Origin of the sequence: Phenylobacterium sp. (assembly GCF_037189685.1) — a bacterium.
Taxonomy (GTDB): domain Bacteria; phylum Pseudomonadota; class Alphaproteobacteria; order Caulobacterales; family Caulobacteraceae; genus Phenylobacterium.
In genome coordinates this window covers 13,335-39,276 of record NZ_JBBCIT010000002.1, presented here as the reverse complement: position 1 = coordinate 39,276, position 25,942 = coordinate 13,335, and the positions used below count along the sequence as shown (strand labels likewise).

The following is a 25,942-nucleotide window of genomic DNA, read 5'->3' as shown; positions in this document are numbered from 1 at the left end:
CAAGACCGTCACCGCACGATGGCCAGACGGCGACGCCCACGACTCCGCCTTCGTCATCCCCACCATGAAGTAGGCCGCGGGTGATGCCCAAGGCCTACGGGAACGTGACCGAGCGTCTGCTCAAGCTCGAACCCGGACGCTCGTGCGTGATCACCTCTCAGCGCCGCGTGGACTATTCCGTGGCCCGCAAGCATGCGCCGGAACGGGCGTGGCGGGCCGAGGCGCGCGAGGGCGGCTGGGTCGTCACGCGGATACGCTGAAGGCGCTTCCGATCCCTTGATCGACCTGGATCGCGGGCGGGCGCGCGGCCGGGCGCGGGCGCGTCTCCTCGCATCGTCAGCCCGCCCGATGCGGGATCACCCCGATGCCCGCTGCATGTGTAATCACAGTCCGGCCAACCTTCCGGCGCCGCCCCTGCGCTTGTAGATCAGACCTGCGGGGCGCAGCGAGCCTCCCGGCATCTGGCGCGCCAAAATCCTCCCCGCGCGCTTGGCCAACTGCCGCCCGGACGGCCCCAGCGGCCGCCGGGCGGCGATCCTTTCAGGTGTCCGGAACGGCTCCTGGCGCCGCAAGCCCGCGGCGTCGGCCCACGCGTCGGCCTTGGCAAGGGCGCGGCGGACGCCTGTGGGATTCAGCCCTCGACGAACGCCTTCTCGAGCACGAAGTCGCCCGGCGAACTCACCGAGCCTTCGGAGAAGCCGCGTTCGAGAAGTATGGCCTTCAGATCGGCGTTCACGGACGGGCTGCCGCAGATCATGAGCCGGTCCGTCGAGGGATCCAGCGCGGGAACGCCCAGGTCGGCGAACAGCTTGCCCGCCTTGATGAGGTCGGTGACCCGCCCCGTATTCCGAAACGCCTCGCGGGTCACCGTGGGGTAGTAGCGCAGGCGCTCCGCGCCCTTGGCAAGGGCGGAGGGATCGCCTTCGAACACGTCGCGGTAGTTCAGGTCGCGAACCTGGCGCACCGAGTGAATGAGCACGACGTCGTCGAAGCGCGCATACGTCTCCGGGTCGCGAGCGAGGGAAAGCCAGGGTGCGAGGCCGGTCCCGGTCCCGATCATGTAGAGGCGCTTGCCGGGCTTCAGGCCGTCGAGGACCAGGGTGCCCGTGGGCTTCCGCCCCACGAGCACCGGATCACCCACCTGGATGTTCTGGAGCCGGGAGGTCAGGGGCCCGTCCGGCACCTTGATCGAATAGAACTCGAGCTCGCTGCCTGCGGTCGCCGAGGCGATCGAATAGGCCCTGAGCAGGGGCCCTTCCGGAACCATCAGCCCCACCATCACGAACTGGCCGCTCGCAAACCTGAAGTCCGCGTCCCGCGTGGTGCGGAACGAGAACAGGTCCTCGGTCCAGTGATGGATCCAGGTCACCGTCTCGACGGAGAAGGCCTTGGTCGGTTGGATCGCCGCCCGGGCGAGGGTTGCGTCGGTCATGCTTCCACCTTGAGGTTCCGGGCCCTCGGTGCGGGCCGCCTTCGGGTCATCTGACCCGGAGGGGTCGGGCCGGCACAAGCCGGGGCCAGGGCCGGCGGGGCGACTATTACGGATGCGATCGCCGAGTCCCGAGCTCCATCGCACCTGTAATATCGGGGTGCGCCGCCGTTGCTTCGGCGCATCGGGCGCGTGCTAACTCGCTATCCAAGCAAGCACGAACTCAGGCGCAGAAACCTGAACGGTCCAGGGGCTCCCAGCGATCTTCCCTGACCGCGCCGTGTGCGAAACATTTGGGAAGCAATCGCCACATGACGACGGAAACCCTGCCGAAGCCCCTGACCCTGAAGCACCCGGACGTGCTGCAATGTCCCTATGCCGCGTACGAGTTCCTGCGGGAGGAGGCGCCCGTCTATTTCGATCCGGTGGCCGGCTTCTACGTGATCAGCCGCTACGAGGACAGCCGCCGCCTCCTGTCCGACCGCACGGCCCTCAACAGCGAGCACGCCACCGAGAAGCTGCGCGGCGCGGCGGACCCCGAACGGGCCAAGCGCATCCAGCAGTTGTTCATCGACAAGGGATGGCCGCGGGCGCGGCCGGTGGGCAACTACGAGGGCGAGGAGTACCGCGAGCGCCGCGACCTGTTCGAGCAGTTCCTCCGCGCCGGCAAGGTGCGCGAGTACGACGACATGGTGCGCGACATCGCCTACGGGCTGGCCGAGCGGATCGCGCCCAACGGCGGGGCCGAGGTCGTTAGCGAATACTGCGAGCAGATTTCGCTCAAGGTGATCTGCGGCCTGCTGGGCGCCCCGGACGACGCGTTGCCGATCGTCAAGGAGTCCATGGACGCCATGATGGCCAACCTCGGGCACATCGGGACCGAGGACGAAGAGGTCCAGGGGGCGCTGAAGGAGATCGCCGCCCAGCACTACTTCAAGAAGATGATCGACGAGAAGCGGGCCAGGCCGGACGACACGATCCTCAGCGCCTTCGTGAACGCGAAGTTCGACAGCGGCCGGGTGATGACCGATCCCGAGATCCTGATGCACGTGATGCTGGATCTCTTCATGGCCGGCGCCGAGACGTCGGCCAAGGCCCTGACCAGCGGGATCTACTACCTCAGCCAGGATCCGGCGCTGCAGAAGAAGCTGCAGTCGGATCTGGACGGGCATCTGCGGACCTTCTCCGAGGAGATCCTGCGCCTGGAGGGGCCCGCAGCGGGCCTCTACCGGATCGCCCTGCGCGACATCGAGCTTCACGGCGCGACCATCCCGAAGGGTTCGGTGGTGGCGCTTCGCGTCGCGGCGGCCAACCGCGACCATCGTCACTTCGCCTGTCCGGCGGAGATCGACCTGGAGCGCAGGAACGCCGCCACGCACCTGTCCTTCGGGTCCGGCGCGCATTCGTGCGTCGGCGCCCCGCTGGCGCGGCGCGAGCTCTACTGGGGCTTCAAGGCGCTGCTCGAAAAGGTCGAGGACATCCGGCTGGCCGAAGGGGAGGCGGTGTCATGGATCCCCAACCTGCTGTTCCGCGGCATCCCGTCGCTCAACGTGACCTTCCGGGCGCGTTGAGCGACGGCGGCGTCACGTCGTGAGGCGGACGGCGTAGGCGGCGGCGCGGCGCTGGAGCTGCGCCGCCCGTTCCGCGGGGGAGACCGGGGGCAGGCCCGTCCGCGCCGCGACCTCGGCGAGGGGCGCGAGCTCGTAGCCGCCGACATGGTCCTGGGCCTGGAAGCCAGGGGGGAAGAGCTGCCAGCGCATCAGGAAGACCCCGTCCAGGCAACCGGCCGTGTCGATCCAGTTGGCGACGCCCGGATCGGAGGGCGCGATGACGTACGTGACCATGCCGTCATCGCCGGGCAGGGCCTGGGCGGCGTTGAGGCTGCATTGTCGCCGCGCGGCGTCGAAGCCGACCTGCCAGTGATCGGCGACGTGGAAGCCGTGGTAGCGTGCGCCGCCCGCCCGCCCCCGGAAGAGGGCGGCCTGGCCGGGCTCCAGGCTGAAGCGGCCGGCCAGGATCTGGCTCCAGGCGCCTTCCCGGCCGAACGGGCCCTTGTAGGTATTGGGCGTGACGCCGCCGAGCCAGCTGTCCTTGAACCGTCGCCAGTGCCGGACGTAGGCGGGCAGGTGCGCCAGGATCCGCGCCCGGATGTCGGCGTCGGTGAGCTGTGGCGCGCGGGGGGGCGAGAGGCGCCGGATCTCGAGCGGAACGGGGCTCTGCCGCCAGTCCGAGAAGACGTCGCGCGTGTTGATCGCGACCGGCCCCGGCGGCAGCGGGATATGGTCGGCGCCGTCCGCGGGGGGATCGCCGCCGAGGATGATGCGGAAGCGCCCGTCGGCGTCCCGGCGAAGCCCCCGGTCCGTGAGCATCGGGGCCCCGCCGCTGGTCCCGATCTTCCCGGTCAGGGTGCCCGACTCCGGGATGACGCCCGCCTCGCCGGGCAGGGGTTCGATGCTGAACTCGGCGGGCGGCGTGGCGGGGAAGCGGCCCGTCATCTCGTAGACCGCCCCGCCGTCCACGAAGGCGTGCCGATAGATGGCGTCGGGATTGTCGCCCGCCAGCGCCACGCCGCCCAGCGTATGTCCGAGCCAGGTGCGGGGCGTCGTCTCGCCCACCCAAAGGATCTGCGGCGCCTCGGGATCCCCGGCCGCCTCGCGAAGGATGAGGCCCGTGACCCAGCGGCGGATGGCGATGTCGAGGCGTTCGGCGACGCGCGGCCGCGAGAGCAGCGGCTCGGTTTCGGCCTCTTCCCGGGCGGCGGCCATGGCGGCCTGGATGTCGGGCGCGGCGAGCAGGCTCAGCGCCAGGCGCTCGGCGGCGAGCTGGCCGGGGGTGGCGAGCGCTGGCGTCATGGCCACGGTCGATCTCCTGTGCGACAAGCGTTGGAAGGCCTTTTCTTGGCGTCACGAAATCTTCGGCGGGTCGTGAAACCTGTCGCGTCGCCATCTTGAGTTGATCGGAGCGCCAATGACATTGAAGCGCAAGTCGCTGAAGGCGGCATTCAGTCGATGTGCCTCACGACTTCTACTAAGATTTCATATGTAATAAGGCCATCCCGCCAATTGGCGGGAGATACAATATCTGAAAACGTCTTCTCAAGAAACGTCCCAACAAACACATAAAATTAGGGGGAAGATGTTGCGCTCGGCATCCCTTAGGAAAATGCTGCTCGCTGCGCCGGCGGCCTTGCTGTTCACGCATCCTGTCCATGCAGGAGCGGCGGCGGTCGACGACGCCCCAGGAGCCGCCTCGCTCGAGGAACTGGTGGTCACGGCCCGGCGACGGGCCGAGAGCCTTCAGACGACGCCGGTGGCCGTCACCGCCATGACGGCGCAGACGTTGCAGGACAAGGCCGTCGCCAACATCCTGGAGCTCTCGGTCGCGACGCCGTCGCTGACGACCACGAGCGTCTTCTCCACGACCCACGTGAACTTCTCGATGCGGGGCCGGGCGGCGGAAAACAACCAGTTCGGGAATTCCCAGGTCGTCGAGGTCTATTTCTCCGACGTGCCGCAGATGGCTGCGCCCCTGGCGCAGTTCTACGACATCGGTTCCGTGCAGATTCTGCGGGGGCCGCAGGGGACGTTGTTCGGCCGGGCGTCCAACGGTGGCGCCATCCTGTTCGCGCCCCAGACGCCCGGGCACGAGCTGGAGGGTTTCGTCCAGGCCAAGGCCGGCAATCTGAACAACTACGAGCTGGAGGCGGGCGTCAGCATTCCGATCATCCAGGACAAGCTGGCGATCCGGTTGTCGGGCAACATGATCCGCCGCGACGGCTATACGAAGGTCCTGAACCTCGACAATCTGGATTTGGACGACAAGCACTCCAACGCCTACCGGATCGCGATCTCGGCAAGGCCGTGGGAGGGAGTCTCGAACGACTTCGTCTACGACCACATCGATATCGACCAGAACCTCGGCTCGACGTTCATGATCGCTGCGCGGCCCACGTCCACAGCGTCGGCTCTGATGAACCCGAGCTTCCCGGGCTTCGTGAATTTCCTGGCCCAGAACCCCGATCTGGCGGCGATCCCGGGGGTCGCGGGTGGCCTGCAGTCGTATGTGGGCACCTTGTCGGCCCTGGGTGCGCGCAGGCTCTACCTCGACCAGCCGGCCGATCAGCTCATCTTCCAGAACACCGTCGACGTCTATTCCAACACCACGACGTTCGACCTCGGGCCGGTCCAGGTGAAGAACATCATCGGCTATCAGCGCGAGCGCCGCGCCCAGGGGTATGCCGCCGACGGCGTGCCCCTTCCGGTCCTCGGCGGCTATATCGCCCTGGACCTGAAGCCGAACGGCCTGGCGCTGAAGCGCCACATGTGGACCGAGGAACTGCAGGTCTCGGGCAAGCTGTTCGACGGCCGGCTGGACTGGCTGGTCGGCGGGTTCTACCAGGATCTCGCGGACGAGGTTCCCGGCAACACATTGATGGGCGCGGCGGTCACGGTGACCGGCACCGCCGCCAGCTACGTGCCGAACAGCTTCGATCGCACGGCGAAGGCGCTGTTCACGCACAACAGCTTCATGGTCACGGACCGCCTGCGGGTGTCCGCCGGGTTCCGCCGGACATGGGACAAGACGGTCGGCGTGCAGAGCCGGATCTTCGTTCCGCTATCGCTTCGCGGCCAGCAGAACGGCCCCTCGGTCTGCCTTGGAACCAACATTCCTGCCGACTTCGACCGGGCGGAGTGCCAAGGGCCGCCGATCACCCTGAAGTCCGTGGGCAACAACTGGACCCTTGGCGCGGACTACAAGGTCAACGACAGCATCTTCACCTACGTGTCCGCGTCGCGCGGCTTCAGGCCGGGGGGGCTCAACACCACCGCCACCATTCCTGCGCTGCTGGACTTCGGCACCGAGAAGATTCAGCAGTACGAGGCCGGCCTGAAGCTGGAGCATCGCTTCGACGAGGTGGCCACCCGGCTGAACGTGGCGGTCTATCAGCAGGACATCACGGACGCCCAGGTGGGCTACATCGTCTTCAACCCGGCGCGCCGCACGACGGAAGGCGTCAATCTCAACGCGCCGAAGACGAAGGTGAGGGGGGTGGAGATCGAGGGCGAGATCGTCTTCAACCGCTACTTCCGCATCAGCGCCTTCGCGGACTACATCGACGCCAAGTACAAGGAGTTCGGCATCCCGGTGTTCGTCGTCGACCCGGCGGAGCCGGGCGGCGTGCGGATCGACTCGGTCACCGACGTCTCGAGCAACCCGCTCCCGAACGTCCCGGAGTATCATCTGGGCGCGACGGTCCGGATCGGCCTGCCCATACCCGAGGACCTCGGGGAGATGGGGATCACGGCGACCTACTTCCGGCAGGCCTCCATCGTCTTCGGTTCGGACTACCGCAACGAACTGGAGGGCCGGGCCGGCGGATACGACCTGATCAACGCCCAGTTCGAGTGGAAGAACATGTTCGGGCGTTCGATCGACGGCGCCCTGTTCGTGAAGAACCTGACCGACAACACCTACATCAAGGGCGGCGTCGCGCTTCAGCAGCAACTGGGCCTGACCCAGGCCATCTTCGGAGAACCCAGGACCTATGGCGTCAGCCTGAGGTATCGCTTCGGCGCGGGGAACTGACAGATCGCCGACGCTGTGGAGGGCGGCCGTGAACGCACACTTGGAGGCCGCCCGTCCCGCAGCCCGGGCTGGGACGAGCCGGGGACAGGCGAACGCCGCCCTGGCCGTCCTCTTCGTGGTCGCGTTGTTCAATCACGTCGACCGGACGATCCTGTCGATCCTTCAGGTCCCCATCAAGCAGGACATGGGCCTGTCGGACACCCAGCTCGGCGCGCTGACCGGGATGGCGTTCGCGGCCGTCTACTGCACCCTGGCCCTGCCCATGTCGCGGGTGGCCGACCGGGTGGTGCGCAAGTTCCTGATGGCCGCGGCGTTGGCGCTGTGGTCGATCATGACGGCGCTGAGCGGCCTCGTGACCAGCTTCTGGATGCTCGTGGTCCTTCGCATGGGCGTCGCCCTGGGCGAGAGCTGCTGCTCGCCCACGACGCTGTCGCTGCTGTCGGATTATTTTCCCCGCGCCCGCCGCGGCCTGCCGATGGCGATCTGGAGCACCTCGGTCCCCGTCGGCACGATGCTCGGCCTGGTCGGCGGCGGGTGGCTGACGGCGGCGCTGGGCTGGCGGGACGCCTTCATCGTCGTGGGGCTGGCCGGGCTGCTGATCGTGCCGGCGGTCCTGCTGCTCAAGGAGCCGCGGCGCGGCCAGTTCGACGATGCGGACGCAGCGGCCGTGGCACCGCCGCCGCTGCGGGAGGCGCTGGCCACGCTCTGGCGGCTCAAGGCGATGCGGTGGCTGCTGGCGGCGGGATCGTTCCAGGCGTTCGTCCTCTGCGCGCTGCAGCTCTGGAGCGCCCCGTTCTATGCGCGGGTCTTCCAGATCCCTCTCGAGAACATCGGCCTGGTGCTGGGGCTGCTGTTCGGCGTCGGCGGCGGCCTGGGCGCCCTCCTGGGCGGGTATCTCGTGGATCGCACCGCCCGGCGCAGCGTGCGCTGGTACGGCTGGCTGCCCGCTCTCGCCTGCCTGGGGATGATCCCCCTCAGCCTCGGCCAGTACCTGGTCGGGTCGATGGCGGTTTCGGTGGCCTTCGGCCTCGGCGCGTTCGTGCTGCTCAATTTCTATCTTGCCCCGCTCAACGCCGCCACGCAGTCGCTCGTGCCTCCCGGCATGCGCGCGTTCACCTCGGCCATGCTGCTGGTCTTCAGCAACCTGATCGGACTGGGGCTCGGGCCGCTTTTCACTGGTGTGGTCAGCGACATCCTGACGGCGAACGGGCTGGGCGACGAAGCGCTGCGCTACGCCCTGGCGCTCACGCTGCTGGCGGCGCTGCCCGCGGCGGCGTGCTTCTATCTCGCGTCGCGCCATCTGGCCCGCGAACTCCGCTGAGCGCGATCGCACGCGTAATATGTTTCCCGTGCCGGCGCGGGCGGCGTCTGGCTGCGTTAGGCTGGCTTCCTAAAGACGGACCGCCCGGCGTTCGAGCCGGCGGCTAGGGAGCAGGCGATGGCGAAGTACGATGTGGTGATCCGCGGCGGCACGGTGGTCGATGGCACGGGCGGCCCGCGCCGCGTCGCCGACGTGGCGATCTCCGATGGGCGCGTGGCGATGATCGGCGATGCGCCGCCAGGCGCGGGGCGCGAGGAGATCGACGCCCGCGGCCTGATCGTGGCCCCCGGCGTCATCGACCTGCACACACACTACGACGCCCAGCTCCATTGGGATCCGTACTGCACCACGTCCGGCTGGCACGGGACGACGACGGCGATCATCGGCAACTGCGGCTTCGGCTTCGCGCCCCTGAAGGCGGGCATGCAGGACCGCTACATGCGGATGATGGAGAACACCGAGCAGATCCCCTACGACGTCATGAAGCGCTCGATGCCCTTCGACTGGGAGAGCCTGCCCGACTGGCTGGAACATCTGCGGCGGCTGCCCAAGGGCATCAACGTCGCGACCTACCTGCCGATGAACGCCCTGCTCTCGTACGTCATCGGGCCCGACGAGGCGAAGACGCGGCCGGCGACCGAGGCCGAGCGCGCCCGGATGCGCGAGATCCTGCACGAGGCGATGGACGCGGGCGCGTGGGGCTTCTCGTTCTCGCACCTGGGCGCCGAGGGTAACTCGCACGTCGACCATGACTTCACGGCGATGCCCAGCGACGTGATGGCGGCCGAGGAGGCCTACAACCTGGCCGACGTGCTGCGCGAACGCGGCGAAGGCGTCATCCAGATCCTCTGCGAACTGCCGGGCATGGCCGAGCCGCGCCGGAAGGTGGCCGAGGAACTCGCCCGGCGGTCGGGCTGCACGGTGCTGCACAACATCACCGTGCCCAGCGACGTGAATCCCGAGAGCCACCGCAGCGTCCTGCGCTGGCTGGACGAGGTGATCGCGCAGGGGCTGAACATCTGGACCCAGTCGTTCTGCTGGCGGAAATGGCTGGATATCACCCCGCTCTACTTCAACGCCTGGGACTCGGTGCCGATCTTCCGGACGCTCACGGCCGCGCCCACGGCCGAGGCGAAGGTGGCCCTGGTCGGCGACGCCGACTACCGCGCCCGCTTCGCGCGCGAGTACGACCCGGCCTACATGCAGGAGGCCGGCGGACGGCTGGAGGCCTATACCCTGCGCGAGGCGCCGGGGACGTCGCAGTACGACGCCTTCCTGGGCCATCAGCTCCAGGACATCTCGGCCGCGACGGGCCGGCCGGTGACCGAGCTCTTCCTCGACCTGATCCGCGACACCGGCGCCCAGGTCCTGTTCACGAGCGACGAGGTGGTGGCGCACAGCACCGAGACGATCACGGAGCTGCTCAGCCATCCCCGCGTGCTGGTCGGCGTCTCCGACGGCGGCGCGCACTCCAAGCACGGCAACGGCGGCTTCTGGTCCACGGACCTGCTGATCTGGCTCGGCCGCGAGACCGACGTTTTCCCGCTTGAGCACGTCCACCATCTGATGAGCGGTCGCAACGCCCAGGTGTTCGGGCTCAAGGACCGGGGCGAGCTGCGCGAGGGCTATGCCGCCGACATCATGATCTACGACCTGGACCGTCTGGGCTTCGAGGTCGGCCGCTACGAGATCGTCCACGACCTTCCGGGCGGCGACTGGCGCAAGATCACGCGCGCCGAGGGCATCCGCCACATCCTGGTGAACGGCCGCCGGATCTTCACCGACAACGTCTGCAGCGGCGAGACGCCCGGCCAGTTGCTGACCCCCGGCGGCGGCCAGGCGGACCAGAGCGCCCGGCTCGCCGCGGAGTAGGCCTCAGAGCAGGTGTTCGAAGGCCTCGCGGTAGGCCTTCGTCCGCTCGCGGACGGCGTCGACCGTGAGGCCATAGGCCGCCAGCCCGTGGCTGTGGTGGCCGGCCTTGCCCTGGGGGTTCTTGCGAAGGAACGTCGTCATCCTCGTCTCGGCCTCCGCGGTCAGCGGGACGCCGAGCTGGTCGTAGATGCGCGCCACCACGGCCATCGGGTCGTCCAGCAGCTCGCGGTAGCCCACGTCGACCACCGCCCGGGCGCCCGGCTGGCGGCGGTAGGCGAGGGACCGGTCGAGGCCCTGGGCCTGGACCTCCAGCATCTCGCGGCCCAGCGCATCGTCGTCGTCGGTCTCGAAGGCGCCCTCGCGCAAGGTGCCGATCAGGCTGGCCAGGGACGAGACGATCTCCTCGGGCTCGCGGTGCGTCTGGATCACCAGGGCGTGGGGGTACTCGGCCGTGAGCTGGGGCAGGGCGTAGGCGTGCATGGGATACTTGAGCAGCCAGTAGTTCCGGGCGCTGCGCCATTGCAGGTGCTGCAGCCAGCGGCGGTGCAGCCGATAGGCGAGGCCCATCTGCGTCTCGTAGACCCAGTCGTTGTACGGCGTGGCGCGGGCCAGCGCCCAGATGCCGGTGGGGCTGCGCAGCATGGCGGAGATCATCCCCCCGCACTCCTCGGGCAGCAGCGCGCCGATCAGGTGCTTCTTCTGGATTTCCGGGTTGCGCAGGTCCTTGGTGTAGGTGGCGTCCGGTCCGCTCTGCAGCGCGATCCAGCGTTCGATCCGCGGATCGTCCTCGAGGTGCGCCCCCTGGGGCGGCGGCGACGGGAACTCCACCTCCCAGGTCAGGGGCGACCGGTGCTGGGGGTCCTGCGACAGCAGCGAATGGATGAAGGTGGTGCCCGAGCGGGGCGCACCGGCGATGACGATGGGTGTCGACACCTGGACCTCCGCGATCTCGGGATACCGGGCGCGATCCTGCGTCAGCGCATCGAGCCGCCCGAGCTGGGTGTTCACGTACTTGGCGACCCGGTCGCGCCCCAGGGGCGTCAGGCCCTCGGCCGCCAGGGCGTCGGAGAGCCGCTCCAGCGCCTCGACCATGGGCGCGCGGTCTTCCTCGGCGATGTGGAAGCGCGCCAGCATCGCCGGCGAGATTTCGGCCATGGGGTTTTCGAACGCCATCTGGATCCTCCCGTCTTTCGCGCGAGCGTTCTGTCTGGGGCGGGCGGGCGCAAGCGCTGCGCGATTGCATCTGTGATGTGTTGGGCGCGGGCCTGTGACGCCGCCGTTCGCCGGTCTACCGGATAGCGTGGGCCGAGGCCGGCGTCAGAGCGGTCAGACCCGAAAGGGAGCAGACCGATGAGCGGAACCATTCAGCAGGCGCCGACGCGCGATCCGCCGCGCCCCATCGTCGCCGCAGGCCTCGACCTCTATTCGGACGCCTTCATCGACAATCCGTACGAGACCTATGCGCGGCTGCGGCGCGAGGATCCCGTCTGCCGGGTCGACGCCATGAACGCCTGGTTCGTCACCCGCCATGACGACGTCAAGACCGTGGCGCTGGACGGCCGCTTCCGCGTCGACTTCGAGCGGCTGCAGACCAACCGGATGGGGCCCGGCGTCGTGAACGAGCCGTACTATGCTTTCGGGCGGGAGTTCATGGCGTTCGCCGACCCGCCGCATCACACCCGCCTCAAGAAGCTGTTCGCCGCCAGTTTCGGCCGCAACCAGGCCGAGGCCCAGATCCCCGCCATGAAGGCGATCATCGACGAGACGATCGACGGCTTCCTCGACCGGGGCCGCATCAACCTCGTCGAGGACTTCGCCCACGCCGTCCCGCTGCGGATCATCTCCGGCCTGCTGGGCATTCCCGAGGCCGACCGCAAGGTGCTGGAGGATTGGGTCGAGGGCTACAATCCCGTGATCGGCTTCCCGCCCATGACGCCCGAGCAGCTCCGGCGCGCGAACGAGGCGACACACGGCTTCAACGGCTACTTCGGGGACGTGCTGGCCGAGCGTCGGGCGCGGCCGGGCGACGACCTGATCAGCGAGCTGCTGGCGCGCAACCGCGACCTCGAGGCTCCGCTCGACGAACTGCAGATCGTCTCGAACCTGATCCTGCTCTACTTCGCGGGCCAGGACACGCAGAAGGGGCACCTGGGCAATGTGATCGTGGCCCTGCATCGCCATCCCGACCAGCTCGCCTGGCTGCGGGAGGATCCCGGCCGGATCTGGGCGTGCGTCAACGAGCTCATGCGCTACGACAGCGTGAGCCAGATCGTCGGCCGCGTCGCGGTCCAGGATCTGGAGCTGCGCGGGAAGCGGATCGCCGAGGGGCAGACCGTGCTCATCAGCATCGGCTCCGCCAATCGGGACGAAGCCGTGTTCCCCGATCCCGACCGGTTCGACCTGGAACGGCCCGAGGCGCGCTTCGGCCTGGCGTTCGGCATCGGCGCCCATTCCTGCCTGGGAGCGAACTTCGCCAGGCTCTCCATTCCGCTCATGGTCGAGGCGCTGTTGCGGCGGCTGCCCGACATGGAGGTCGACTTCGACGGGCTCGTCCGCAACCGGACCCTGTCGAAGCGGGGATACGGCGTCGTCCCGGTGTCCTGGCGGACGGCGCGAGCACAACCGTAATACCCGCGCGCCCGACGTCTCTGGGCATTGCGCCGGAGGCCGCCGGCCCCGAGCTTGCCGCGCGCAGATCGAAGAGGTTCGGATGGGCGGCGACGCATTCCTGGCGGGCAAGTCCGCTTTCGTGGCGGGGGGCTCCAGCGGCATCAACCTGGCGATCGCCCAGGGCCTGGCCGCGGCGGGGGCGAGCGTGGGGCTGGTGAGCCGCAGCGCCGACAAGATCGGGGCCGCGGCGGCGGCGATCAGGGACGCCGGCGGGACGGCGATGGGGATCCCTGCGGACGTGCGCGACTATGGCGCCGTGGCCGAGGCGGTGGGCGCGGTCCGGGACGCCCATGGCGAGATCGACATCGTCGTCTCCGGCGCGGCGGGCAACTTCCTCGCGGCCGCCGCGGCGATGTCGGCCAACGCCTTCCGGACGGTGGTGGAGATCGACCTGATCGGCACCTTCAACGTGCTGCACGCCGCCTATCCGCACCTGCGCCGGCCGGGCGCGTCCCTCATCTCGATCTCGGCGGGGCAGGCGGTCCGGCCGATGATGTTCCAGACGCCGGCCTGCGCGGCGAAGGCGGGCGTCAACATGGTCACGAAGTGCCTCGCCATGGAGTGGGGCCCCGAGGGCGTACGCGTCAACGCGATCTCGCCGGGGCCGATCGGCGACACCGAGGGCATGGCGCGCCTGACCCCGACGCCCGAGGCCGAGGCGGCGCTCAAGGGCCGCATCCCGTTGCGCGACTACGGCGCCAAGCGCGACGTCACCGAGGTCGCCCTGTTCCTTTGCAGCGACGCGGCCCGCTACATCACCGGGACGGTCATCGACTGCGACGGCGGATGGATCCTGGGCGACGCGTCGGGCGATCTCTCCCAGCCTCGGCTCCAGATCTGATCGCCTCCGATCGCACCTGTAATATCGGGGTCCTGGGGCCTCGCGCCCGCGGCGGCGCGATGTAGCGATGCGTCCCGGACGGCCGGAAAGGCCGGCGTAGCGGGATCTTCGGAACGGGCCTGCGCCGGCGAAACTCCCGCGCCGTGGAGGACCAGGGGTGATCACGCTCTATCAGTTCGCGACCTCGCCGTTCTGCGAGAAGGTGCGGCGAATCCTCAATTTCAAGGGCGCGCCGTTCACCCTCGTCGAGGTCGACCGGACGAAGGTGGCCGTCTACGCCCGGGTCAGCCCGGCCGGCAAGTTTCCCGCGATCGAGCACGACGGCGAGGCCGTGTGGGACTCCACGAACATCGCCCACCACCTGGAGCGGGCCTTTCCCGATCCTCCGCTGATCCCCGCGGATCGGCGGGCCGCGGCTCTGACCCACGTGTTCGAGGACTGGGCGGACGAGAGCCTCTACTTCTACGAAATCGTCATGCGCCTCTCGTGGGAGCAGAACATCGACCGCGTGCTGCCCGAGTTCGCGGCAGGGATGCCGGGCGTGCCGGCCGATGCCCTGCGCGCGCGATTGCTGGAGGCGGCTAAGGCGGGCGCCGCGGTGCAGGGCCTGGGCCGCAAGCGCGAGGCCGAGGTGGTCGAGGACGCGCGCCGCCACATCGAGGCGCTGGAGGGCCTGCTGAAGGGTTCGGACTGGCTCGTGGGCGACCGGCCCGGCCTCGCCGACATCGCGGTGACCTGCCAGGTCCGCGCCATGGCCTATGCGCGGGAAGCCGAGGCCCTGCTGGCCGCAGCGCCCCGGGTCCGCGCCTGGCTCGACCGGGTCGACGGCGTCGCCCCGTCCGCGGCGCCCTGACCCGGTGCATATGTGATATCTCCCCGGCCGTGCGTGACGCCGCCTCGCAGGCGTCCGACGCTGCGCGCGTCCTGGAACCAGACCGGAGCGCGTCCATGTCCCCCGCCGCGACGGCCGCCGACGGCCTCCGCCATACCTATTGCCGCCTTTGCGAGGCCCAGTGCGGCCTGGTCGCCAAGGTGGAGGAGGGCCGGATCACGTATGTGGGCCCGGACCGCGAGCACGTGACCTCGAACGGCCACCTCTGCGTGAAGGGGCCGGCGATGATGCACATCACCTACGATCCCGACCGGGTGCTCACGCCGCTTCGCCGGGCGGGCGGCCCCGGCGAGTTCGAGCCCGTGGGCTGGGACGAGGCGCTGGACGACATCGCCGGGCGGCTGGCGTCGATCGTGGACCGGGACGGGCCCGATGCGATGGGAGTCTATTTCGGCAACCCCGCCGCCTTCGGCTTCCGCCACATGGCCTTCGCGAGCCGTTTCGCGCGGGCCTTCGGCTCGTCCAAGATCTTCAATCCCGTGCATGTGGACACGGGCTCGAAGTCGCTGGCCTGCCAGCTCGTCTACGGGCCGGGCCACCCCTACACCTTCCCGGATCTCGAGGACTGCGACGTCCTGCTGATGGTGGGCGCGAACCCGATGGTCTCGCACATGTCGCTCGTGTCCGAGCCCCGCGTCCTGCAGAAGCTCGAGGCGGTCTCGAAGCGGGGCGCCGTCGTCGTGGTCGATCCCCGCCGGACCGAGACCGCGCGCCGATTCGAACACGTCCCGGTCCTGCCCGACAGCGACGCCTGGCTGCTGGCGGGGATGCTGAACGTCATCTTCGCCGAAGGCCTGGCGAAGGAGGACCTTCTCGACGCCCGGGTCGAGGGCTGGCGCAGCCTTCGCGACGCCCTTGCCGCGATCCCGCTCCAGGCGGCCGCCGCCCGCTGCCATGTGCCGCCGGAACAGATCGCCGGGCTCGCCCGCCGGTTCGCCGGCGCGCGCACCGCCGCGTGCTACGGCCGCCTCGGCTCGTGCCGCGGCTCGTTCCCCACGCTGGTCAACGTCCTGATCGAGGCGCTGAACATCGTCACCGGCCGGTTCGCGACCCGCGGCGGCTGGATCACGGGCGCCTCGCCCTTCAGCCGCAAGACGCCGCCGCGGTCGATCTACGACCAGTTCGGCCCGCCCAAGCCCTACGGGGAGGCGCGGTCCCGTGTCGGCGGGCTGCCGCTGCTCGGCGGCTTCCAGCCCGGCGGCTCCCTGGCCGACGACATCCTGACACCGGGGGACGGGCAGTTGAGGGCGCTGTTCGTCGACAGCGGCAACCCCGTCATGGCCTATCCCGGCAGCAGCAAGATCGAGCGGGCGCTCGGCGCCCTGGAGCTGTTCGTGGCGCTGGACTTCTACGTGACCGAGTCCACGCGCCATGCGCACTACATCCTGCCCAGCACCACGTTCTTCGAACGGGCCGACCTGACCGAACTGCATGTGCTGAACGCGCCCAGGCCCTGGGTGCAGTACACGGACGCCGTGATCCCCCCGATGGGGCAGAGCCGTCTGGAGCTGGGCGTCTACAACGATATCCTCGTGCGCGCCGGGCGCCCGCCGCTGCTCGAAGCGGGCGACCGCTCGCCCGAGGCCGCGCTCCTGCGCATGATGGACGAACTGCTCGCCGACGCGCCCGCCGGCGACGGCGTCGGCGGGCTGACGGCGGCGCGGCTCCGCGACGAGTTCCCCAGCGGACTGCGGTTCGTGGAGCGCGCGGACGCGGAGGGCGGATGGGACCGGGTCGCCTACGTGGACGGCAAGCCGCGCCTCTGGAACGAGATTATCGCCGGAGAGGCTGCGCGTCTCGTCGAGGCGACCCGAGGCGCCGGCGACCACCGCCTCAAGCTCTTCGGGCGGCGCAAGCTCCGATCGCTGAATTCGTGGATGCACAACGACATGCGGATCGTGCGGTCCGACCGTCCGACCCTGCTCATGCATCCGGACGACGCCCGCGAGCGCCAGGTGGCGGACGGCGGGCTGGTGCGTGTCGCCAGCGACCACGGCGTGCTCGAGGTCGAGGTCGAGTTCAGCGACGACGTGATCCCCGGCTCGGTCTGCTATCCGCACGGCTGGGGGCATGCGGGCGGATGGACGGTGGCCAACGGCCTTCCGGGACGCAACGTCAACGAACTGGCGTCGGGCGATCCGCAGGACTGGGAGCAGGTGTCCGGAATGTGCCTGGTGGACGGTGTCCCCGTGGACGTCGCCCCTTTGCCGGCGGCGCTCGCCGCTGCGCGGATCGGTGATCGGCCGTGATCCTGGCGGCCTGGGCCACCGCGCCGCCGGCCGAGTCGTTCTGAGGCCGCTGAAAGCAACGCCAGTTCGCCTAGACTAGCGGTGGTTTTCGCGATGGCCAAAGTCGCCGGATTCTTCTCATTGCATTTGTAATACAGTCGCTTGCCGGACCCCATTCTGTTGTGCCTCCACCGTCAACGCGCAGTATTGCCGATGAGCGCCGACGGGCGGGTGGGGTGTGGCGGTGATGCCGGTCCGCCGGTCGCCGTCGCTGCGACCTGCGGAGTAAGATGTGAACCAGTCCCTTGGTGAAGCTCCCTTCGGAGCCTTGTCCGATCTGAAGATCATTGATCTCACCCAGATGCTGGCGGGCCCGTTCGGAACCATGGCGCTCGCCGATCACGGAGCCCTGGTCATCAAGGTCGAACCGCCGGAAGGCGACATGACCCGCGCGGCCGGGCCTTTCCGGCCGGACGACGCCCAGCAGCTCCTGGGCGGCTATTTCCAGAGCGTGGACCGCAACAAGCGAAGCGTCTGTCTCGACCTGAAGACCGAGGCCGGGAAGGCCGCCCTGAAGGCCCTGGTCCGCGACGCCGACGCCGTCGTCGAGAACTTCCGCGCCGGGGTGATGGAGCGCCTGGGGCTGGGCTACGAAGTGCTGCGCGAGGAAAATCCGCGGCTGGTCTACGGCGCCTTGCGCGGTTTCGGCGACCGCCGGACGGGGGCCTCGCCCTACGTGGACTGGCCGGCGTTCGACGTCATCGCCCAGGCCATGGGCGGGATCATGGCGATCACCGGGGCCGACGGCCGGACGCCCACCAAGATCGGCCCGGGCGTGGGCGACATCGTGCCCGGCATGATGCTCGCGTTCGGCGTCCTGGCGGCCGTCCATCACGCCCGGCGGACGGGCGAGGGCCAGTTCGTGGACGTCTCGATGGTGGACTGCGTCCTGTCGGTCTGCGAGCGGATGGTCTGGCAGCATTCGGTGCAGGGGCTGGTCCCGGGGCCGGAGGGCAACCACCACCCGTTCCTCTGCCCGTTCGGTATCTTCACCGCGGCGGACGGCTACGTGACGGTCGCGGCCCAGCAGGACATGTTCTTCGACGTCCTGTGCGAAGCGATCGAGGCGCCCGAACTCGCCAAGGATCCGAGGTTCGCCGTGCGCGAGGCGCGGACCGAGAACCGGCATGTGCTCATCCCGATCCTGAACGAACGGATGGCGCGGTTCACGAAGGCGGAACTGATGGCGCGCCTGGGAGGGCGGATGCCGTTCGGGCCGGTGATGAACATCGCCGACATCCGCGAGGATCCGCACTTCGTTGCGCGGGACATGATCGTGGACGTCGAGCAGCCGGGCGCCGCCCCGATCCAGGTGGCGGGCGTGCCGATAAAGATGACGGTGACGCCCGGCGGCGTGCGGCGGCGCAGTCCGCTGCTCGGCGAGGATACGCGCGAGTATCTTCGTCAGGCCGGCCTCACGGAGGAAGAGATCGAAACGATCGTAGCGGCCCGGCGCACGCGCGCGCGGAGCGAGAAGGAGTTGGTTTGAGCATGTCGGATCGTCCCCAGCGTCTGCGGCGCGTCCAGCTGTCGGTGCCCGGCAGCAGCGAGAAGATGCTTCAGAAGGCGGCCGCCTCACGCGCCGACCACGTATTCTGCGACCTCGAGGACGCCGTCGCGCCGAGCGCCAAGGTGGGCGCGCGGGACACGATCGCCGAGGCGCTCAACACCCTGGACTGGGGCCGCAAGACCCGGTGCGTGCGGGTGAACGACGTGACCACCGAATGGTGCCACGACGACATCATCACCCTGGTGGAGAAGGCCGGGCGCAACATCGACACGATCATGCTGACCAAGCCGTTCTGCGCGGCCGACGTCCTGTTCCTCCACCACATGCTGAACCAGCTCGAGAAGAAGCTGAAGCTGCCGAAGCGCATCGGCATCGAGGTGCTCATCGAGGAGGTGCAGGCGCTCCAGAACGTGGAGGAGATCGCCCGTTCGTCCGACCGGCTGGAATGCCTCATCTTCGGAATGGGCGACTATTCGGGCTCGCAGGGCATCGACACCTCCGAGATCGGCGGGACGGGGTCCTATCCCGGCGACATCTTCCACTATGCGCGCTTCCGCATCGCCATGGCGGCCCGCGCGGTGGGGATCGACGCCGTCGACGGGCCCTTCGGCAACTTCAAGAACGAGGCGGCCTACCGCGAGGAGGCGGTCCGCGCGCGGTCGCTGGGCATGGTCGGCAAGTGGGCCATCCATCCGGCCCAGATCGAGCCCGCCCTGGACGTGTTCACCCCGCCGGCCGAGGAAGTGGCGCACGCGCGCAAGCTCGAAGCGGCCTACCGTGAAGCCGAGGCCAAGGGCCTGGGCGCGGCCCAGGTGGACGGCGTGATGATCGACGTCGCCGTCCTGCGGCTGGTGAAGAACACACTGACCAAGGCCGACCTGATCGGCATGTAGGACGTCAAGGGAGGATGCGATGGCGTACGGCGAGAAGGCTGTGATGGCGGATCTGGTTCACTTCGTCGGCGGCCGGTCGCTTCCCCCGGCGTCCGGCCAGTACCTGGACAAGGCGGACCCGCGCACCGGCGAGGTGATGGGCCGCGTCGCGCGCGGCACGGCGGCCGACGTGGACGCGGCCGTGGGCGCGGCCTCCGCGGCGCTCGCCGAATGGCGCGACCGCCGGCCGATCGAGCGCGGCCGCGTCCTGCTGGAGCTCGCGCGGGCCATGCGGGAGAATGTCGCCGAGCTGGCCGCCATCGAGAGCCGCGAAGCGGGCAAGCCGGCCTGGCAGGGGCCGATCGAGCTGGAAGGCGCGGCCCAGTACTTCGAGTTCTACGGCGGGCTGGTGAACACCGGCCACGGCGAGATCATCAACATCGGCTCGGGCTACCATTCCTACACGCGGCGCGAGCCGTTCGGCGTGGTGGGCGTGATCCTGCCGTGGAACGCGCCGCTGAACCAGGCCGGGCGGGCCATCGCGCCGGCCCTGGCCGCCGGGAACACGGTGGTGGCCAAGCCGTCGGAGGAGACCTCGGGCTCGCTCGTGCGCCTGGCCGAACTGGCCGTGGCGTGCGGCATGCCGCCGGGCGTGCTGAACGTGATCCTGGGCTCGGGCTCCGAGGCGGGTTCGGCTCTCGTCGAGCATCCTCAGGTTCGCAAGGTCGCCTTCACCGGCAGCGTGCGCGCGGGCCGCGAGATCGGTCGCATCGCCGCCGAGCGGATCATCCCGTTGACGCTGGAGCTGGGTGGAAAGTCGCCGAACATCGTCTTCGAGGATGCGGACTTGGCGGCCGCCGTCCCCGGGGCGCTGCGCGCCTTCGCCCTCAACGCTGGCCAGATCTGTCTCGCGGGCACGCGGCTGCTGGTCCAGGAATCGATCGCCGACACCTTCGTGGAGGCGCTGACGAAGGCGGTGGCCGCGCTGAAAGTGGGGCCGGAACCCGACGCCTTCGTGGGCGCCATCACCACCAAGGCGCAGCATGAGCGGGTGCTTCAGTATTTCGAGGTCGCCCGCGCAGAGGGCGCCCGGGCCGTGACGGGCGGTGAAGCCTATGCCGATCCGTCGCTTCAGACCGGCTGGTTCGTGCCGCCGACCATCTATGTCGACGCCAATCCGGACATGCGGATCGCGCGGGAGGAAGTCTTCGGGCCGGTGCTGACCGTGCTGCCGTTCAAGGACGAGGCGGACGCCATCCGGATCGCCAACGACACCGAGTACGGCCTGGCCGCCGGCGTCTGGACCCGCGACCTGAGCCGGGCTCACCGCGTCGCCGCAGCCCTCGAAGCGGGTCAGATCTACATCAACGAGTATCAGGCCGGCGGTGTGGAGACCCCGCTGGGCGGGTACAAGCAGAGCGGCTACGGGCGGGAGAAGGGCATCGAGGCCCTCCACCACTACACCCAGCTCAAGTGCGTCACGATCAAGCTGTGACCCCGGGCCTGTGGTGAACCGGCAGGCCGGCCCCGCGCGCTTCAGGCGCGCGAGGGCTTGCCCAGCAGGGCGTCGGCGATGATCCGCTGCTGGATCTCGGACGAACCCTCGAAGATCTTCGTCAGCCGCGCGTCCCGCCAGTAGCGCTCGACGGGGTGCAGGGTGGTGTAGCCCGCCCCGCCCAGGATCTGCAGCGCCTCGCTCGTGACGCGCTCGGCCATCTCGGCGGCGAAGTACTTCGCCATGGCGGCCTCCTTGTCGCAGCGGCGGCCCGAGTCGATCTCGTGGCAGACGAAGTACATGAGCTGGCGGGCCGCCTCGATCTCGGTGGCCATCGTGGCGAGCTTGAACCGGATGGCCTGGAAGTCGGCGATCGGCCGCCCGAACTGCTCGCGCTCCTTCGCGTAGGCCAGAGCGTGTTCGAACGCCCCCTGCGCCGCGCCGATCGACCTCGCCGCCGTATGGGCGCGCGCGCCTTCGAGCGTCGAGGCGATGCTGTAGAACGCCGAGCCCGATCCCTCCCCGCCGCCCGTGTGGCCGGCGGCGACGCGCACGTTGTCGAAGTGCAGCTCCCAGGTCCGCCAGCCGAAATAGCCGATCTTGGGGATCGGAGACCCGGTGACGCCGGCGGGCAGCTGGCCACGGGGCTTCTCCACCGGAATGATGGTCAGGCCCAGGTGGCGCTTGCCGGCCTCGGGCTCGGCCGTGCGGCAGACCACGGAGATGAAGTCCGCGCCGTCCGCGAAGGTGCACCAGTACTTGGAGCCGGTGATGACCCAGTCGTCGCCGTCCCGCCGGGCGCGGCAGGTCACGGCGCTGACGTCCGATCCGGCGTTCGGTTCCGACATGGCGAAGGCGCCGAGGTAGCGCCCGCGGGCCATGGCCTGGACGCGCTGGCTCCGCTCGGCCTCGTCGCCGGCGGGGACCGACCGGTAGAAGCCGTTCCCGCGGGCGATGATGCTGGCGACGCTCATCCAGCCCCGGGCCAGTTCCTCGGCGACCAGGCAGTACTCGAACACGCCCAGGCCCAGGCCGCCTTCCGCCTCGGGGATCAGGATGCCGAAGAAGCCGAGATCGCCCATCTGGTCGATGAGCGCCTGCGGGATGTCGCCCTTCTCGGGATCCAGGCGGTTGGCCGCCGGCAGCACCACCGTGTCGGTGAAGCTGCGGGCGGTCTCCCGGACCATCCGACGGGTTTCGTTCCAGTAGCCCGCCGGCTCCGTCATGGCCGGACCCAGTGGCTCTTGCGCTTCAGGAGGACCCGCCGATCCACCTGGGCGATCATCTCGTCGCGCTGATTGTAGCCGTAGTGGCGGAAGGTCACGACGCCGGCGTCCTCGCGGTCGCTGTCGCTGCGGTCCAGCACCTCGCTGTAGGCGTAGATCGTGTCACCGTGCAGGACGGGCTTGGTGAGCTTGACGTTGTCGAGGCCCAGCTCCTGCAAGGCGTTCTCGCAGCAGTCCTGGGCGGCGAGGCCAAGGACCATCGAGAAGTTGACGCCGCCGTACACGATGACGCCCGGAAAGCCTTCCTTGCGCATCAGATCCTCGTTGAAGTGACCTTGGGCGGTGTTCATCACCAGGTTGGTGATCAGCACGTTCTCGAGCGGCGTGATCGTCTTGCCGCGGGCGTGCTTGATGACCGCGCCGACCTCGAAATCCTCGAAGTAGTTCGTGGCCCCGGTCAGGCGGGAGAGGTTCATTGCGCGGCCTCCGGATCGCGGCGACGGACGAGATTCGAGCGGCGGAAGCCGACCAGGCGATTGCCTTCCGGATCGAAGCCTTCGGTTCGCCAGGTGACGATGCCGTTGGCCGGATTGCTGCCCGACGTGCGCAGGTCGACCGTCTCGGTGCGCGCATAGATCGTGGCGCCGGGGTAGACGGGTCGGTCGTAGCTCAGCTCGAAGACGCCCAGGAACGGGCCGCCGATCTCGCTGCAGTCCTCGACGCTGAGGCCCAGCACCACGTTGAAGACGAGCTGTGGATTGACCACCACATCCGGATGGCCGTGCGCCTTGGCGTAGTCGCGATTGAAGTAGAGCGCATTGTATGACAAGGTCAGCGTCGTAAAGAGTATGTTGTCGGCTTCCGTGATGGTTCGGCCCCAGTGGTGCTCGAACGTCTGTCCGACGTGGAAATCTTCGAATAGTCGGCCTTTTGGCCAAAGCTTCGCGCGTTCTCGAATATCGGTCATGCCCGCTCCCTTTGTCGGGCATCCTTCGCCAAAGCCTCGGCGCAGAACAACCACAGCCGAGAGCCGGGAAGCTCAGATTACATGTGCAATGTTGGCGGCGTCAGCGCGCCGGGGCGTCGCGGCCTTCGCTGGCGGCCTTGAAGTCGCGGAGGGCCTCGAGGATGGCGTCTTCCTTGGCGTCGATGTTGTCCACCAGGCCGCCAACCCCGATCGCCATCGGCATCTTGCCCAGGGGGCCGGGAATACTGACGGCGATCACCGAGCGGTTCGGGGTCATGTCGCCGGCGGTCCGCGCATAGCCCTGCGCGCGGATCCGGACGATCGTCTCCATGAACTGGCTGGGCTTCACGCGAAGGCGCTCGTCGCTCACCTCGGCGTTGCAGCGGCGGACGATGGTCTCGATCTCGGCGTCGGACTTGAGGCTGAGCAGCGCCCGGCCGATCGCCGTGCAGGTGATGGGGCGCAGGAGGCCCGACTGGACCGCGAGGTCGGGATTCTCGGGCATCTGGACCAGCACGTACTGGCAGAAGACGCCGTTCTGGATGCCCATCATCACCGTCTCGCCGAGACCTCGGGAGAGGGCGTCGATGCGGCGCTCCAGGTTGCTCTCCTCGCTGAACCGGCGGTGGATCCAGCTGCCCAGGAGCATGATCCGGATCGTGGGCACATAGGTGCGCGCGGCGCGATCGTGTTCGAGGTAGCCGAGGCTGGTGAGATTGCGCACCAGCATGCTGACGCTCGGCTGGGGAATCTGGAGCGCCTTGGCGATCTCGCCGACGACCATCGGCCGCTGATAGAGTGAGAACAGCTCGAAGAGGGCCAGCGTGCGCTCGGCCGACTTCACCGTTCGGGCCTTGGTCGTGCTGGTGTCCGACGTCCACGGGCCGATGGATGAAATCTCTCCGCCCAGTACAGACGACGCCATTCCGCCCTCGCAAAACAGGCAAGCGGCGCCAATCGTCCGGCGGCGCCAACGACCCACTTCCGACGGGCGGACTTTAGGGCCAAGGCCGTCGGCGCCGCCACGGCGGGGCTCTGCCTATTACATATGTATTGCCGACGGGAAAGCGCCTCGAGGATGCGTAGGCGTATGTAATATCTAGGCGTTTGGCCGGCTCTGCGGGCCTTCGCCGCTTGCGGCTTCGCCCCGCCGCCCCCAGCCTTTCCGCCAGCGTACAAGAGGAGGAAGAGCCATGGGCTACGAGCTGATCATCCGCGGCGGGACCGTCGTGGACGGCACGGGCGCGCCGGCCCAGGTCGCGGACATCGCCATCGCCGACGGCCGCATCGCAAAGGTCGGCGATCTCCAGGGGGCCGAGGCCGGGCGTGTGATCGACGCGCGCGGGCTGATCGTAGCGCCGGGGGTCATCGACCTGCACACCCACTACGACGCCCCCATGCACTGGGACCCGTACGCCACCAGCTCGTCGTGGCACGGCACCACGTCGGTGGTCGCTGGCAACTGCGGCTTCGGCTACGCGCCCTGCCGGCCCGAGCACCGCGACCAGTACATGTGGATGATGGTCAACACCGAGCAGGTCCCCTACGCCGCGCAGAAGGCGGCGCTGAACTGGGAGTGGGAATCGTTCCCGCAGTGGATGGACCATCTTCGCCGGATGCCCAAGGGCATCAACATGGCCATGTACCTGCCCATGAACCCGCTGCTCATCTATGTGAAGGGCGACGAGGTGAAGAGCCGGCCCACCACGGCGGCCGAGCGCCAGCGGATGCGCGAACTGCTGCATGAGGCGATGGACGCCGGCGCGAGCGGCTTCAGCTTCTCGCTGCTGGGGAACGGCAACGGGCACGTGGACTACGACGGAACGCCCGTCCCCACCGACATCATGGACCCGGAGGACGCCTACTGCCTGGCCGAGGTGCTGCGCGACCGCGGCGAGGGCGTCATCCAGGCCCTGACGCAGCTCCGCATGGAGTCGCGCCCGGAAATCTCCGAGAAGCTGGCCCGGATTTCGGGCCGCCCGATCATCCACAACGCCCTGATCGTCTACGACACGTCCGACAACCCTTCCGAGGCCGAGCTGAGGCTGGCGGGCCAGTGGAAGGACACCCTGGCCTGGGCCGACCGCCTGGTGGCCGAGGGCCTGGACATCTACGTCCAGTCCGTGAGCTTCCGCGGCTGGGCCGAACTGAAGATCGAGGAGATGACCCTCTTCAACGCCGTGCCGGTGTTCGAGGAGTTCTCGCGCTGCAAGACCACCGAGGAGCGCATGCGACTGGCGCAGGACCCGGAGTGGCGGCGCCGTGCGCGCGAGGGTTATCGGTACGAGTACTTCATGCCGACGGGCGGCGGCTTCCAGAAGTACATCCTGAGCGATGCGCATGGGGATCCCACCTACTCGAAGTATGTGGGTCAGACGGTCGGTCAGATCGCCGAGGCGCTGGGCCACAATCTGGTGGACACCTTCTTCGAGATCCTGGTGGCCACGCGCATGCAGGTGGACTTCAAGCTGGCCGAGGCCCAGTCGCGCGACGGCGCCAAGCTGGAAAAGGTCCTGCGCCACCCGAGGGTCATCCCCGGCACGTCCGACGGCGGGGCGCATGTGAAGTCCTTCGTGGGCGGGCACTACTCCACCGACATCCTGAACTGGATGGTCAAGGAAGAGCGGCGGATGACGCTGGAGGAAGCGCACAACGCCCTCAGCCATCGCCCGGCCCGGATCTTCGGCCTCAAGGACCGCGGCGCGCTGCTCGAAGGCTATGCCGCCGACATCATGATCTACGACCTCGACAAGCTCGGCTTCGAGCGGACCTATGTCGTGGCGAACGACCTGCCGGGCGGCGACTGGCGCCGCACGGTCCCGGCCCTGGGCGTCACCCACGTGCTCGTGAACGGCGAGGTGATCGTCGAGGGCGGCCAGACCACCGGCGCCCTGCCTGGCCGGATCCTGGTCAGCGGGCGGGCTGGCGAAGCCGTCCGGACTCCCACGCTGACCGTCGCCGCCGAGTAGACGC

At 68.9% G+C, this 25,942-nt stretch carries 20 protein-coding genes; 13 read left to right on the top strand and 7 right to left on the bottom strand.

Translation table 11 applies throughout. From position 1 onward, the window contains the following. The first annotated feature begins 83 nt into the window (after positions 1-83). The gene (locus tag WG212_RS01380; protein ID WP_337185274.1) at positions 84-260 is read left to right on the top strand and encodes a hypothetical protein; all 177 of its coding nucleotides are present in this window, start codon (positions 84-86) and stop codon (positions 258-260) included. Positions 261-631: 371 nt separating this feature from the next. Here WG212_RS01380 and WG212_RS01375 read toward each other — a convergent pair whose 3' ends face one another. Further along, positions 632-1,432, bottom strand: coding sequence for a ferredoxin--NADP reductase (locus tag WG212_RS01375; protein ID WP_337185273.1), 801 nt, complete (start codon positions 1,430-1,432; stop codon positions 632-634). 308 nt (positions 1,433-1,740) lie between these two features. Between WG212_RS01375 and WG212_RS01370 the strand changes: the two genes are divergently transcribed. After that, entirely contained in the window at positions 1,741-3,000 is a 1,260-nt protein-coding gene (locus tag WG212_RS01370; protein ID WP_337185272.1) for a cytochrome P450, read from the top strand. Between the two features lie 12 nt (positions 3,001-3,012). Here the strand turns inward: WG212_RS01370 and WG212_RS01365 are convergent, their stop codons facing one another. Then, positions 3,013-4,287: a hypothetical protein gene (locus WG212_RS01365; protein WP_337185271.1), complete on the bottom strand. Its 1,275-nt coding sequence runs from the start codon at positions 4,285-4,287 to the stop codon at positions 3,013-3,015. Between the two features lie 304 nt (positions 4,288-4,591). Here WG212_RS01365 and WG212_RS01360 point away from each other — a divergent pair, with 304 nt between their 5' ends. The 3 genes from WG212_RS01360 (at position 4,592) to WG212_RS01350 (ending at position 10,208) form a co-directional block, all read left to right on the top strand. After that, a complete protein-coding gene (locus tag WG212_RS01360) occupies positions 4,592-7,015 on the top strand; it encodes a TonB-dependent receptor (RefSeq protein ID WP_337185270.1) in 2,424 nt (807 codons plus the stop codon). 28 nt (positions 7,016-7,043) lie between these two features. Then, positions 7,044-8,336, top strand: a complete 1,293-nt coding sequence (locus tag WG212_RS01355) for an MFS transporter (RefSeq protein WP_337185269.1) — start codon at positions 7,044-7,046, stop codon at positions 8,334-8,336. A 117-nt stretch (positions 8,337-8,453) separates the two neighbouring features. Continuing rightward, positions 8,454-10,208 (top strand): amidohydrolase family protein, encoded by a 1,755-nt coding sequence (locus WG212_RS01350; RefSeq protein WP_337185268.1) that lies wholly within the window; start codon positions 8,454-8,456, stop codon positions 10,206-10,208. Positions 10,209-10,211: 3 nt separating this feature from the next. Here the strand turns inward: WG212_RS01350 and WG212_RS01345 are convergent, their stop codons facing one another. After that, positions 10,212-11,381: a sulfotransferase gene (locus WG212_RS01345; RefSeq protein ID WP_337185267.1), complete on the bottom strand. Its 1,170-nt coding sequence runs from the start codon at positions 11,379-11,381 to the stop codon at positions 10,212-10,214. Positions 11,382-11,558: 177 nt separating this feature from the next. Between WG212_RS01345 and WG212_RS01340 the strand changes: the two genes are divergently transcribed. From WG212_RS01340 to WG212_RS01310, 7 genes are all read left to right on the top strand, one after another. Beyond that, on the top strand, positions 11,559-12,836 hold the full coding sequence (locus WG212_RS01340; protein ID WP_337185266.1) for a cytochrome P450: 1,278 nt from the start codon (positions 11,559-11,561) through the stop codon (positions 12,834-12,836). 82 nt (positions 12,837-12,918) lie between these two features. Beyond that, positions 12,919-13,719 (top strand): SDR family oxidoreductase, encoded by an 801-nt coding sequence (locus WG212_RS01335; protein WP_337185265.1) that lies wholly within the window; start codon positions 12,919-12,921, stop codon positions 13,717-13,719. Between the two features lie 157 nt (positions 13,720-13,876). After that, positions 13,877-14,572 (top strand): glutathione S-transferase family protein, encoded by a 696-nt coding sequence (locus WG212_RS01330; protein ID WP_337185264.1) that lies wholly within the window; start codon positions 13,877-13,879, stop codon positions 14,570-14,572. Between the two features lie 95 nt (positions 14,573-14,667). Beyond that, a complete protein-coding gene (locus WG212_RS01325) occupies positions 14,668-16,860 on the top strand; it encodes a molybdopterin-dependent oxidoreductase (RefSeq protein ID WP_337185263.1) in 2,193 nt (730 codons plus the stop codon). A 307-nt stretch (positions 16,861-17,167) separates the two neighbouring features. Further along, positions 17,168-18,388 (top strand): CoA transferase, encoded by a 1,221-nt coding sequence (locus WG212_RS01320; RefSeq protein ID WP_337185262.1) that lies wholly within the window; start codon positions 17,168-17,170, stop codon positions 18,386-18,388. A 2-nt stretch (positions 18,389-18,390) separates the two neighbouring features. Then, a complete protein-coding gene (locus WG212_RS01315) occupies positions 18,391-19,302 on the top strand; it encodes a CoA ester lyase (protein WP_337185261.1) in 912 nt (303 codons plus the stop codon). Positions 19,303-19,345: 43 nt separating this feature from the next. After that, the gene (locus tag WG212_RS01310; RefSeq protein ID WP_337185260.1) at positions 19,346-20,776 is read left to right on the top strand and encodes an aldehyde dehydrogenase family protein; all 1,431 of its coding nucleotides are present in this window, start codon (positions 19,346-19,348) and stop codon (positions 20,774-20,776) included. Positions 20,777-20,817: 41 nt separating this feature from the next. Here the strand turns inward: WG212_RS01310 and WG212_RS01305 are convergent, their stop codons facing one another. From WG212_RS01305 to WG212_RS01290, 4 genes are all read right to left on the bottom strand, one after another. After that, complete coding sequence (locus WG212_RS01305; RefSeq protein ID WP_337185259.1) at positions 20,818-22,002, bottom strand: acyl-CoA dehydrogenase family protein; 1,185 nt, start codon at positions 22,000-22,002, stop codon at positions 20,818-20,820. Continuing rightward, entirely contained in the window at positions 21,999-22,478 is a 480-nt protein-coding gene (locus tag WG212_RS01300; RefSeq protein ID WP_337185258.1) for a MaoC family dehydratase, read from the bottom strand. The genes WG212_RS01305 and WG212_RS01300 overlap by 4 nt, the downstream gene beginning before the upstream one ends. Beyond that, positions 22,475-22,969, bottom strand: a complete 495-nt coding sequence (locus WG212_RS01295) for a MaoC family dehydratase (protein WP_337185257.1) — start codon at positions 22,967-22,969, stop codon at positions 22,475-22,477. Before WG212_RS01295 ends, WG212_RS01300 begins: the two co-directional genes overlap by 4 nt. A 100-nt stretch (positions 22,970-23,069) precedes the next feature. Next, the gene (locus WG212_RS01290) at positions 23,070-23,894 is read right to left on the bottom strand and encodes a helix-turn-helix domain-containing protein (RefSeq protein WP_337185256.1); all 825 of its coding nucleotides are present in this window, start codon (positions 23,892-23,894) and stop codon (positions 23,070-23,072) included. Positions 23,895-24,162: 268 nt separating this feature from the next. On the opposite strand from WG212_RS01290, the gene WG212_RS01285 reads away from it, so the two are divergent. After that, the gene (locus tag WG212_RS01285; protein ID WP_337185255.1) at positions 24,163-25,938 is read left to right on the top strand and encodes an amidohydrolase family protein; all 1,776 of its coding nucleotides are present in this window, start codon (positions 24,163-24,165) and stop codon (positions 25,936-25,938) included. Positions 25,939-25,942: the final 4 nt, after the last annotated feature.

Coding starts and splice junctions, on each gene's coding strand:
- WG212_RS01290 (WP_337185256.1), bottom strand. CDS start 23,894: ATGGCGTCGTCTGTACTGGGCGGAGAGATTTCATCCATCGGCCCGTGG.
- WG212_RS01345 (WP_337185267.1), bottom strand. CDS start 11,381: ATGGCGTTCGAAAACCCCATGGCCGAAATCTCGCCGGCGATGCTGGCG.
- WG212_RS01315 (WP_337185261.1), top strand. CDS start 18,391: ATGTCGGATCGTCCCCAGCGTCTGCGGCGCGTCCAGCTGTCGGTGCCC.
- WG212_RS01285 (WP_337185255.1), top strand. CDS start 24,163: ATGGGCTACGAGCTGATCATCCGCGGCGGGACCGTCGTGGACGGCACG.
- WG212_RS01380 (WP_337185274.1), top strand. CDS start 84: ATGCCCAAGGCCTACGGGAACGTGACCGAGCGTCTGCTCAAGCTCGAA.
- WG212_RS01375 (WP_337185273.1), bottom strand. CDS start 1,432: ATGACCGACGCAACCCTCGCCCGGGCGGCGATCCAACCGACCAAGGCC.
- WG212_RS01335 (WP_337185265.1), top strand. CDS start 12,919: ATGGGCGGCGACGCATTCCTGGCGGGCAAGTCCGCTTTCGTGGCGGGG.
- WG212_RS01360 (WP_337185270.1), top strand. CDS start 4,592: ATGCTGCTCGCTGCGCCGGCGGCCTTGCTGTTCACGCATCCTGTCCAT.
- WG212_RS01350 (WP_337185268.1), top strand. CDS start 8,454: ATGGCGAAGTACGATGTGGTGATCCGCGGCGGCACGGTGGTCGATGGC.
- WG212_RS01370 (WP_337185272.1), top strand. CDS start 1,741: ATGACGACGGAAACCCTGCCGAAGCCCCTGACCCTGAAGCACCCGGAC.
- WG212_RS01300 (WP_337185258.1), bottom strand. CDS start 22,478: ATGAACCTCTCCCGCCTGACCGGGGCCACGAACTACTTCGAGGATTTC.
- WG212_RS01310 (WP_337185260.1), top strand. CDS start 19,346: ATGGCGGATCTGGTTCACTTCGTCGGCGGCCGGTCGCTTCCCCCGGCG.
- WG212_RS01295 (WP_337185257.1), bottom strand. CDS start 22,969: ATGACCGATATTCGAGAACGCGCGAAGCTTTGGCCAAAAGGCCGACTA.
- WG212_RS01340 (WP_337185266.1), top strand. CDS start 11,559: ATGAGCGGAACCATTCAGCAGGCGCCGACGCGCGATCCGCCGCGCCCC.
- WG212_RS01305 (WP_337185259.1), bottom strand. CDS start 22,002: ATGACGGAGCCGGCGGGCTACTGGAACGAAACCCGTCGGATGGTCCGG.
- WG212_RS01325 (WP_337185263.1), top strand. CDS start 14,668: ATGTCCCCCGCCGCGACGGCCGCCGACGGCCTCCGCCATACCTATTGC.